The sequence below is a fragment of the Kitasatospora sp. SC0581 genome, assembly GCF_048159585.1.
Lineage (GTDB): Bacteria > Actinomycetota > Actinomycetes > Streptomycetales > Streptomycetaceae > Kitasatospora.
This window is the reverse complement of record NZ_JBLRWA010000001.1, coordinates 127,852-138,617: the sequence shown is the minus strand read 5'-3', so window position 1 is coordinate 138,617 and position 10,766 is coordinate 127,852. Positions and strand designations below refer to the sequence as shown.

Here is a 10,766-nt window from a genome sequence, read left to right as displayed (position 1 = left end):
GCCACTCCTGTTCCAGGGGTGGCCGGACGGGTTTCCGGGAGCGGTCACTCCTCCCAGGAGAAGGGCCGGCAGGCACAGGTGCCGTCGCGCGCCGGTTCGGCGGCCGAGTGGACGTCCTGGACGACGGCCTCCGGAACCCGTGCCACGGCCACCAGGACCCGCCGGTCGTCCGCCGGGGTCCGCGCGACCACCTCGACCTGCTCCTGCTCCTCCGCCGTCGCCCGGACGAGCGAGCTGAACACGTACGTCCCGCCCTCGACGCCGTACCCGTCCGCCCACAGCTCGACCAACGCCCCGCCGTGCAGGGCCAGATGCCAGTGGGACGGTGTTCCGGCGACGGGTTCCATGGCGGGGCAGTGTAGTCAGGCCGTCCGCAGCCAGGCGTCCAGCGCGGCGAAGTCCGCGTCGGTGAGCCCGCGTCGGGGATCGACCCGGTGGAGCAGGGCGCGGGCGGGGGAGTGGGCGGCGACCCAGCGGCGGTCGGCCCCGGTGATCTCGTCGTCCACCCAGGCGAACGGCCGTCCGCCCGCCCAGGCGACCAGCGTGCGGGTCTTCCAGTGCAGGCCCTGCGGCGGGTGCGTGGCGTCCGCGGTGTCCGTGTCCTCCGCGTCGTCGGAGTCGTCCACCGGCCAGTCCACGACGGGCAGTCGGGGCAGGCCGAGCCAGGGTGCGAGGCACTCGTTGGCGTCCTCCAGCCAGGTGGTGGCCCACACCGGCTCGGCCGGCAGGCGGAGCAGCCGAGGGCCCAACTCCGGGTCCACGCGGGAGATCAGCGGGTTCCCGCCCGGCGTCGTACCGGCCGGGACGTGCGGGCTGCGGTGGACGGGGTAGCCGCCCGGCGGCGGGCCCCCGAAGGGGATCAGCGGACCGTCCACGTCGAGGAAGAGCAACGGGCGATCGGTATCGATCATGACGGCACCTTAGCGGGCGGCGCGGGCGGTGTGGCGCGCCGATCGGCCACCCGGCCTGGAACGGGCGAGCCGGGATCTCGTAGGGTGGCGCGCACGGAGTGTGGTGGCAGGCACCACACAGTCGAGGGCATCAGACGCCGCGGGAGCGGCGGGGCGGGGCGGTGACCAGGAGATGGCGGAGACGACAGCGGTTTCCGGAGGTCCCGACCCGGCCGGGGGCTCGGGTCCCTGGGACGCCGTACCGCCGCCCCCGCGCCTCCCGGCCGAGGAGCACCCGCCCGGCCCCGCCGCGCTGTACGAGCCGCCGCCGGCGCCCCCGGCCGCACCACCGGTCGCGCCGCCGCCCGCACCGCCCGTCCCGCCCACCGGATGGACCCTCACCGGGCTGCCCGCCGCCGGGGCCGCGTCCACGGCGACCCCGCCGCCGTTCCCGGTCCAGAGCGCGGCGCCGAGCGCCGCCGCCGTCGGCGCGGGCGGGCTCGGTGCCGCGCCGCGCGGACGGATCCTGGTCATCGAGGGCGGGTACGGAACGTCCGGCCGCCGCACCTGGGGCCGCGGCGGACCGACCCAGGCACCCGTGCTCTCGGCGATGCTCGCCGCCGTCTCGCCGCAGGTGCTGCTCGCCGCGGACGCGGTGGACGCCGTCCACCTCCCCGGCGCCGGGGACCCGCACACCGTCCTCGCCCACCTGCGCGCGGCCTCCCGGCACCCCGGACCGCTGCTGATCCACCTGGGCGGCCACGTCGTCGCCGACAAGCGCGGCGGGCAGCTCCAGCTGACCCTGCGCGACGCCAAGCAGGACGGCCTCCCCTGGCAGGCTGTCGCCGCCGAGCTGAGCCACCGTCCGGCCGAGTGGCAGACCCTCGTCATCGCCGACCTGAGCGCCGACCAGAACGCCTGGCCGTACCTCCAGGGCACCGTCTCGCCGCTCAGCGAGGGGATCCCGCTCTGGGCGGTGGTCAGCCCGGACCCGGAACAGATCGGCACCTTCACCCGCGCCCTGATCGAGGCGCTGCACGGCGGGCGGCCCGGCGCGGGCGAGGTGCTCGCGCCGGAGCAGCTGCGTCAGCAGGTGTACTCGGTGCTGCGGCCGGACGTGGTCATCCTGGCCACGCACGCCCCGGACCGGCCGTTCTTCCGCAACACCGCCCGTCGCGGCGAGGGCCTGCCGGCCGAGGTGGTGCCGCTGCCGACCGCCGGTACGGCGCCCTCCGACGCGCCGCCGCCCCCGGTGGCGCCGACGGCGCCGCTGCCGCGTCCGGCGGAGCCCCGGGACGCCGCCCCCGAGTGGCCGGTAGCGGCCCCGGCCGGGGCGCCCGCGTCGTCGGCCGGGTCGGCGGGGTCGGTCGGGTCCGCTGCGTTCGCCGGGTCTCCGGTGGCCGCGGGCGGTCCGGTCAGCCTGGTCAAGCCGGGCGTACCGCCCACCCCGCCGCGGCCGGCCCGCCCGGTCAGCCTGCAGAAGGCGGGCGGGAGCGTCGAGGCACCGGGCGTGACCCTGCGCAAGCCCGCCCCGGCCGACACCGTGCCCGAGGAGAGCGCGTCCCCGGCGGGCGTCACGCTCCTCAAGTCCCGGCCGGAGCCGGTGGACGGTGCCGTCGCCGAGCCCGAACTCCCGCAGGAGGAAGCCGCGGTGGCCGCCGAAGCCGCGGCGGAGGCGGTCGGGACCGTGGCCGAGCCGGTGGCCGAGGAGGCAGCGGAGGAAACGGCGGAGGAGACGAGCGAGGAGGCACCCGAGACCGCGGAGGAGCCCAGGGACGCCGTCCCGGTGGAGTCCGTGCCGACGGACGAGGCGCCCGCCGAGCAGGAGTCCGCCGAGCAGGCGCCCGCCGACGTCGTTCCGGTGGACGGGACACCTTCTGACGAGGTGCCGGCCGACGCCGTGCCGCAGGGCGAAGCGCCGGCCGAGGACGCTCCCGCCGACGCGCCGCCCGCCCCGAGTGACGTCCCTGCCGACGCACCGGCCGACGAAGCCGATGAGGCCGCTGCGGCCGCTACGCCCCGCGCGGACTACCGCGAGGTCATCGGACGGATCGTCCGTAGCGCCGAGGCCGGGGACCACGCCGCCGCCACCGACCTGGCCTTCGCCCTCGAACTGGAGGCGATCGCCGAGCACGGCGCCGTCTCCGAGCCGGTGCTGCAGGTCCGGCAGGTCCGGGCACACGTCTGCCGGCTCGCGGGCCGGTCGGCCGAGGCCGCGGACATCTACCGCGAGGTGGCGCTGACCCTGCTCCGCTCGCAGGGCCCGGACCACGTGGAGACCCAGCGGGCGGCCACCAACGCCGAGGCCTGCTGGCGCGCGATCGCCGACCGTGCGGAGGCCATCCGGATCGCTCCGGAGATCATCGAGCTGCGCGCCTACCTCCCGGGCCCCGACGGCCGCAAGCTCCGCGCCGCCGAGCGCTACCTCGCCCAGCTGGCCGCGACCGGCTGACAACCGGCGGTCGGCGGGCGACAGCTGACGGATAACAGCAGACGGAAAACAGCGAACAGCGGACAGATTTCAAAATCTGTCCGCTGTCGTCTGTTACCTGTCACCCGTCACCCGGTGACCCGCCGGTTCACCGACCGGCGACCGCGTGCACGAACTTCGCGCCGTCGATGGTGCCCAGGCCGCTGGCGAGGTCGTAGCCCTCGGTCGCGTTGTAGCCGGTGACGCCGTTCCAGCCGTTGTCGCCCTGCTTCACGTCCACGATGCCGCTCCACTTGCTCGGCAGCAGGTTCATGCCGTACAGGCGCCAGTTGAGCTGGCCGAGGCGGTGGCCGGCGAGCTGGTCGGCGAGCGCGACGACGCCCGAGAAGAGCGGGGTGGCCTCGCTGGTGCCGCCGGTGAGGTGCCAGCCGACCGAGGTCGGGTCGTAGGACTCGTAGGTCCAGGCGGCGCCGTCCACGGCCGCGCTCATGCTGATGTCCGGGGTGCCGCGGTGGTTGCCGGTGACGTTGGCGACGCCGGCCTGGTACCACGGGCGCTCGAAGATGCCCGAGACGCCACCGCCGCCGGCGCCGGACTTGTCGTGCCACACCTTGTCGGGCGCGGTGCGGTTGCCCTTGTCGTCCAGGGTGAGCTGGGTGCCGCCGATGGAGGTGACCAGCGGGTCCGAGGACGGCCAGGAGTTGACCTTGTACGGGTACAGGTCGGTGCCGTTCTCCTGGGCGTCGGTGGCGCCGTTGTCGCCGGAGGCGGCGAGCACCGTCACGTTGTGGTCGGCCGCGGCCTGGAAGGCGTAGCGCAGGTCGGTGAGCGACTTGAAGTCGCCCTTGTCGTACCCCGGGAAGGTGTTCTCGGTGGCGCCGAAGCTCTGCGAGATGACGTCGGCGCGGCCGGCCTTGATGAGGGCCTTCTCGGCGTCCATCATCTCGGGCAGGCCGGTGGTGCCCTCGGTCTCGGCGACGCCGGTCTCGACCAGGATGATGTGCGCGTCGGGGGCGATCGCGTGGGCGTACTCGACGTCCAGGGTGGTCTCGCCGGCCCAGCCGGTGTGGTCGGGGTTCTTCGGGTCCCAGGTGGGGACGTTGCCCCACTTGACCACCTCGACGTTGGTGTCCGGGATGCCCCACTGCTTGTCGAAGACCTCCAGGTCGTGCTGGATGGTCGGCGAGCCGAAGGAGTCGACGATGACGATGGTGCGGCCCTTGCCGGTGATGCCCTCCTGGTACAGCGGGTCCAGGTTGTAGGCGGTCCGGTACTGCAGCGGCGAGTAGCAGTGGATACCGACCTGGCTGACGCACTGGGTGGTGCTCAGCGGGGCGGGGCGGCCCTGGGCGTTGTGGTGCCCGAAGGAGGCGGGGCGGACGTGGACGCCCGTGAGATCGTGCGCGGGGGCGGCGATCGCGGTGCCGGCGGCCGGTACGGCGACGGTACCGGCCGTGAGGGCGGTGGCCCCCACGGCGAGCAGGGCCAGGGCGCGGCGGAGGGTGGCGGGGCTGCCCATGGGACTCCTTGGGGCGCAGGGCCCGACCTGGTTCGGTCGGGTCGGTGCGGCCATCCCATCGAGAGCTGCATGATCATGCCATAGTCATTTGGTGGGGCCATGTGATCAAGGGCATGGTCATACTCGGCCACGCGAAAAGGTAAAGGCCGTCCCAGGGGAAAGTAACCTCCCACCCGGGAGGGCGATATGACGACACGTCAGACGACCGCTAGCGTGCTCCGCCGTTGACGTACAGCGTCTGCCCGCTGACGTAGGAGGCCTCCTCGCTGGCCAGGAAGGCGACGACCGAGGCGACCTCCTCCGGCTGCCCGACCCGGCGCAGCGGCGTCCGGGCGGCGACCTCGGTCTGGTGCTCCTCGGCGCTGCTGCCGACCCGCTCGGCGGTGGCCGCGGTCATCGCGGTGGCGATGTACCCGGGCGCGACGGCGTTGACGTTGACGTTGAACGGCCCGAGCTCGATCGCCAGGGTCGCGGTGAGGCCCTGGATGCCGGCCTTGGCGGCTGCGTAGTTGGCCTGGCCCCGGTTGCCGAGGGCGGAGCGCGAGCTGAGCGAGACGATCTTCCCGTACTTCTGCGCCACCATGTACTTCTGCGCGACGTGGCTGCAGTTGTACGCGCTGGTCAGGTTGACCGTCAGCACCGCGTCCCAGTCGGCCTTCGGCATCTTGAAGAACAGGTTGTCCCGGGTGATCCCGGCGTTGTTGACCAGGATGTGCACCCCGCCGAGGTCCGCCGCGACCTGCGCGAACACCGCCTCCACGGCGTCGTAGTCGGCCACGTCGCAGCCGTACGCCCGGGCGGTGCCGCCCTTGGCGGTGATCTCGGCGACCGTCCCGGCCGCCCGCTCGGCGGTGAGGTCGACGACGGCGACCGCCGCGCCCTCCTCCGCCAGCAGGCGGGCGGTGGCCGCCCCGATGCCTTGGGCCGCGCCGGTCACCACGGCGACCTTCCCCGCGAACCGCGTCATGTGAACTCCTCGGAAGTCTGGAGGGTTGAAGGTCGGTCCGGGCCCTGGAGGCTCGGACCGACGGAGGTGTGGATCAACAGAGGTGTGGACCAACAGAGTTGTGGATCGACAGAGGTGTGGATCGACGGACGGGGAGCGCCGGTCGTCAGACGTTCTCGACGAGCACGGCCGTACCCTGCCCCACGCCCACGCACATGGTGGCCAGACCGCGCCGGGCACCGGTACGGCGCATCCGGTGCAGCAGGGTGGTGAGGATGCGGGCGCCGGAGCCGCCCAGGGGGTGGCCGAGCGCGATCGCGCCGCCGCTGGGGTTGACCACCTCCTCGGCCCGCTCCGGGCTGAACCCGATGCCGTCGGCGGAGGCGAGCGCCTGGGCCGCGAAGGCCTCGTTCAGCTCGGCGGTGTCCAGGTCGGCGAGCGACCAGCCGGCCCGCGCGAGCACCTTCGCCGTGGCCGGGACCGGGCCGATGCCCATGACGTCCGGGTGCACCCCGGCCGAGGCGCCGGCCACGTACCGGCCGAGCGGCCGCAGCCCGAGGTCGTGCAGCGCCTCCTCGCCGACCAGGAGCAGCCCGGCCGCGCCGTCGTTCATCGGCGAGGCGTTCCCGGCGGTGACCGTGCCCCCGGGTCGGAACACCGGCTTGAGGCCGGCGAGCTTCGCCAGGCTGGTGTCCTCGCGGATGCCCTCGTCGCGGCCCACCGTCACCCCGTCCGGCCGCTCGACCGGGACGAGTTCCGCGTCGAAGTGCCCGTCCTCGCGGGCGGCGCCGGCCCGCTGGTGGCTGCGCAGCGCGAAGGCGTCCTGGCGCTCCCGGCCGATGCCGTACCGGGTGGCCACCTCCTCGGCGGTCTCGCCCATGCTGAGCACGCCGTGCAGTTCGGCCATCCGCGGGTTGGTGAGCCGCCAGCCGAGCCGGGTGTCGAAGGTCTCCATCCGGTGCGGCAGCGCCTCGTCGGGGCGGGGGAGGACGAAGGGGGCGCGGGTCATCGACTCGCAGCCGCCGGCCAGCACCACGTCCGCCTCGCCGGAGCCGATGGCCCGGGCGGCGAGGGTGACGGCCTCCAGGCCGGAGGCGCAGAGCCGGTTGACGGTGGCTCCGGGGACGGTCTCCGGCAGGCCGGCCAGCAGCACGGCCATCCGGGCGGCGTTGCGGTTGTCCTCGCCGGCCTGGTTGGCGGCGCCCCAGTAGACGTCGTCGATCCGGGCCGGGTCGAGTGCGGGGACGTCGGCGAGCAGGGCGCGCAGCACGGTGGCCGAGAGGTCGTCCGGGCGGACCGTGGCGAGCGCGCCGCGCAGTCGGCCGATGGGTGTGCGGCGGGCGGCGGCGAAGTAGACGGGACGCACGTCGTCGGGCTCCTTCTCGGGAAGCGGGTGGCGGGGGTCGGGACGGGAGCGGGGCAGGCGGCGGGTCGGCGTCAGAAGGCGTTGACGCCGGTCAGGGCGCGTCCGATGAGCAGCTGGTGGATCTGGCTGGTGCCCTCGTAGAGCGTCATCACCCGCGCGTCGCGCAGGTACTTGCCGACGGGGTACTCGTCGATGAACCCGTAGCCGCCGAAGACCTGGAGCGCGTTGTTGGCGGCCCGGACGGCGGCCTCGCTGGCGTACAGCTTGGCGACGGAGGACTCGGTGGCGAACGGCAGGCCGCGGTCGATGTGGTCGGCGACCTTCCAGGTGAGCAGCCGGGCCGCCTCGACGTCGACGGCGATGCCGGCCAGCAGTTCCTGGACGAGCTGGTGCGAGGCGATCGGTTTGCCGAACTGTTCGCGCTCGCCCGCGTAGCGGACGGCGGTCTCCAGGCAGGCCCGGGCGATGCCGACGCAGCCGGCCGCCACCGACATCCGGCCCTTGGCCAGCGCGGCCATCGCCACCGTGAACCCCTTGCCGACCTCGCCGAGCCGGGCGCTGTCCGGCACCCGGACGTCCTCGAAGGAGAGGCCGGCGGTGGCCTGGCCGCGCAGGCCGAGCTTGCCGTGGATCTCGGTGCGGGTGAAGCCGGGCAGGTCGGTGGGGACCAGGAAGGCGGTGATGCCCCGGTGGCCCCGCTGTTCGGGCGCGTCGCCGCCGGTGCGGGCGAAGACCAGGGCGACGTCGGCCCAGGTGCCGTTGGTGATGAAGGTCTTGGCGCCGCTGATCAGCCAGTCCCCGCCGTCCCGGACGGCGCGGGTGGTGAGGTTGGCGGCGTCCGATCCGGTGCCCGGCTCGGTGAGCGCGAAGCAGGCGAGCGCCTCGCCCGAGGTGAGCCGGGGCAGCCAGTGCCGCTTCTGCTCCTCGGTGCCGAAGGCGTTGACCGACTTGCCGACCAGGCCGAGCGAGACCGAGACGATCCCGCGCACGGCCGAGTCGCCGCGCCCGAGTTCCTCCAGGACCAGGCAGTACGCCAGGTGGTCGCCGCCGCTGCCGCCGTACTCCTCCGGGATGGTCAGCCCGAGGAAGCCGACCTTCGCCAGCTTGCCGATGATCGCGCGGTCGACGGACTCGGCGCGGTCCCACTCGGCGGCGTGCGGCACGACCTCGCGGTCGGTGAAGGAGGCGGCGAGGTCCCGGACGGCGCTCTGCTCCTCGGACAACTCCAGGTTCACGGCGGCTCCCGAATCCGGTGTCCAGGGCCCCGACCCCAGGGCCGGACCCATTAAACTAGCGCTGCAAGTTTTATGGGGGGACTGTAGCCCCGCCCCGCCCGCGCTGGGAAGGGGCACCTGCCAGAATCGGTCCCCAGCACACCCGACCGGAGGAACCGGAGGCACCCGCCGCGATGGCCCGTCCACGCACCCCGCTGCTCAGCCGCGAGCGCATCGTCGCCGCCGCGCTGCGGCTGATCGACGACGAGGGGCTGGACGCCCTCTCCACCCGCCGACTCGCCACCGAGCTGTCGGTCAGCGGGCCCTCGCTCTACAACCACTTCGCCACCAAGGACGAGCTGCTGGACGCGGTGGTGGACAGCGTCATCGGCGAGGTCGACCTGTCGATGTTCGGCACCACCGGGGCTGCCGGGGCCGGTAGGGGTTCCTGGCCGGAGGCGCTGCGCGACTGGGCCCGCTCCTACCGTGCCGCGCTGGCCGCCCACCCCAACATCGTCCCGGTGCTCGCCCAGGGCCCCGGGCGCCGGCCGAACGCCCTGCGGCTGGCCGACGCCGTCTTCGGCCACCTGGTCGAGTCCGGGTGGCCGCGCGGCCAGGCGACCAGGATCGGCGCGTTGATGCGCTACTTCGTCACCGGCTCGGCGCTCGCCTCCTTCGCGGCCGGCTTCCCCGCCGACGCCGAGGTCTACGACGCGGCCGACTACCCGCACCTCGGCGAGGCGCACCGGCTGGCCGGGCACCGCGGGACGGTGGACGAGGGCGCCTTCGAGACCGGGCTGGAGGCGCTGCTCGACGGGCTCGCCCTGCGCTACGCCCGGCTCGCCGAGCGGCCCTGAGACGAGGCCGGAGGGGCCCGGTCGAGCGGAAACGATTCGGCCCCCGCACCCCGCGCTGATCGCGCCGGGGGTACGGGGGCCGAGAGGTCGGCGGGCCGACGGGCGGATCAGCCCATGTCCTCCAGCCGGACGCCCTTGGTCTCCTTCATGAACTTCGCCACGAAGAGGATGGAGAGCGCCGCGAAGGCGGCGTAGATCAGGTAGGTCGCCGACAGGTTCCAGCGCGACATGGACGGGAACGAGACGGTGATCACCCAGTTCGCGATCCACTGCGCGGAGGCGGCGACGGAGAGCGCGGCGGCGCGGATCCGGTTCGGGAACATCTCGCCGAGCATCACCCAGACGACGACGCCCCAGGACATCGCGAAGAACAGCACGAAGGCGTTGGCGGCGACCAGCGCGACGGTGCCCTGGAAGTCGGGCAGGGTGAGGTTGTCCCCGCTGCCGGTGGCCGAGGAGAAGGCCCAGCCGGCGGTGCCGAGCGCGACCGCCATGCCGGCCGAGCCGATCAGGGCGAGCGGCTTGCGGCCGACCCGGTCGACCAGCACGATCGCGATCACGGTGCCGAGGATGTTGATCACCGAGCCGACGAAGCTGATCAGCAGCGAGTTGCCCTGGTCGATGCCGACCGACTGCCACAGGATCGACGAGTAGTAGAAGATCACGTTGATGCCGACCAGCTGCTGGAAGACCGACAGGCCGATGCCGACCCAGACGATCGGGAGCAGGCCGAAGCGGCCGCCGAGCAGGTCGCGGAAGCGCGGGCGGCGGTCGGAGGCGATCAGCGCCTGGACCTCGGCGATCCGGGCGTCGGTGTCCACGCCCTCGCCCTCGACCTCGGCGAGCACCTTGCGGGCGTCGTCCAGGCGCTCGGCCTGGATCAGGTAGCGCGGGGACTCGGGGATCACCGAGGCGAGCACGAAGTAGACCGCGGCCGGGACGACGCAGATGCCGAGCATCCACTGCCAGGCCTCCAGGCCGAGCAGCTGGCCGCGGGTGTCGCCGCCGGCCGCCTGCGCCAGCACCCAGTTGACCAGCTGGGATATCGCGATGCCGAGCACGATCGCGGCCTGCTGGAAGGAGGCCAGCCGGCCCCGGTACTTGGTCGGCGCGACCTCGGCGATGTAGGTCGGGGCGATCACCGAGGCGATGCCGATGGCCGCGCCGCCGAGGACGCGCCAGAGGGCGAGGTCCCAGGCGGAGAACGGCAGCATCGAGCCGACCGCGCTGATCGCGAACAGCAGGGCGCCCGCCTTCATGACCTTGATGCGGCCGTACCGGTCGGCGAACCGTCCGGCGACCGCGGCGCCGACCGCCGAGCCCAGCAGGGCCGAGGAGACGATCAGACCGGTCACGCCGCTGCCGACGCCGAACTTCTCCTGGATGCCGGAGACGGCGCCGTTGATCACGGAGCTGTCGTAGCCGAACAGGAAGCCGCCGAGGGCCGCTGCCGCGGTGATGAAGACGACGAAGCCGAGGCGGCCGGGCGCGGGGGCCTCGACCGCCCCGGAGGGCTTCTGGGTGACGCTCACGATCTGACTCC

General features: G+C 73.9%; 9 protein-coding genes. 2 read left to right on the top strand and 7 right to left on the bottom strand.

Annotated features, from left to right (window positions below):
- Positions 1-44: 44 nt before the first annotated feature.
- Both ACLWS4_RS00575 and ACLWS4_RS00570 read right to left on the bottom strand, forming a co-directional pair.
- Positions 45-347: a hypothetical protein gene (locus ACLWS4_RS00575; protein WP_416873024.1), complete on the bottom strand. Its 303-nt coding sequence runs from the start codon at positions 345-347 to the stop codon at positions 45-47.
- A 15-nt stretch (positions 348-362) separates the two neighbouring features.
- Positions 363-911, bottom strand: coding sequence for an HAD domain-containing protein (locus tag ACLWS4_RS00570; protein ID WP_416873023.1), 549 nt, complete (start codon positions 909-911; stop codon positions 363-365).
- A gap of 172 nt (positions 912-1,083) precedes the next feature.
- Here ACLWS4_RS00570 and ACLWS4_RS00565 point away from each other — a divergent pair, with 172 nt between their 5' ends.
- Entirely contained in the window at positions 1,084-3,342 is a 2,259-nt protein-coding gene (locus ACLWS4_RS00565) for a hypothetical protein (protein WP_416873022.1), read from the top strand.
- Between the two features lie 127 nt (positions 3,343-3,469).
- On the opposite strand, the gene ACLWS4_RS00560 is transcribed toward ACLWS4_RS00565, so the two are convergent.
- The 4 genes from ACLWS4_RS00560 to ACLWS4_RS00545 form a co-directional block, all read right to left on the bottom strand.
- Positions 3,470-4,840, bottom strand: a complete 1,371-nt coding sequence (locus tag ACLWS4_RS00560; RefSeq protein WP_049655521.1) for a S53 family peptidase — start codon at positions 4,838-4,840, stop codon at positions 3,470-3,472.
- A 208-nt stretch (positions 4,841-5,048) separates the two neighbouring features.
- Positions 5,049-5,807, bottom strand: coding sequence for a 3-oxoacyl-ACP reductase FabG (fabG, locus tag ACLWS4_RS00555; protein ID WP_049655523.1), 759 nt, complete (start codon positions 5,805-5,807; stop codon positions 5,049-5,051).
- A gap of 145 nt (positions 5,808-5,952) precedes the next feature.
- Entirely contained in the window at positions 5,953-7,152 is a 1,200-nt protein-coding gene (locus ACLWS4_RS00550) for a thiolase family protein (RefSeq protein ID WP_049655525.1), read from the bottom strand.
- A gap of 71 nt (positions 7,153-7,223) precedes the next feature.
- Positions 7,224-8,387, bottom strand: a complete 1,164-nt coding sequence (locus ACLWS4_RS00545) for an acyl-CoA dehydrogenase family protein (RefSeq protein ID WP_117492588.1) — start codon at positions 8,385-8,387, stop codon at positions 7,224-7,226.
- 173 nt (positions 8,388-8,560) lie between these two features.
- Here ACLWS4_RS00545 and ACLWS4_RS00540 point away from each other — a divergent pair, with 173 nt between their 5' ends.
- Positions 8,561-9,223 (top strand): TetR/AcrR family transcriptional regulator, encoded by a 663-nt coding sequence (locus ACLWS4_RS00540; RefSeq protein WP_416873021.1) that lies wholly within the window; start codon positions 8,561-8,563, stop codon positions 9,221-9,223.
- Positions 9,224-9,330: 107 nt separating this feature from the next.
- On the opposite strand, the gene ACLWS4_RS00535 is transcribed toward ACLWS4_RS00540, so the two are convergent.
- Positions 9,331-10,755, bottom strand: coding sequence for a sugar porter family MFS transporter (locus tag ACLWS4_RS00535; RefSeq protein WP_416873020.1), 1,425 nt, complete (start codon positions 10,753-10,755; stop codon positions 9,331-9,333).
- Positions 10,756-10,766: the final 11 nt, after the last annotated feature.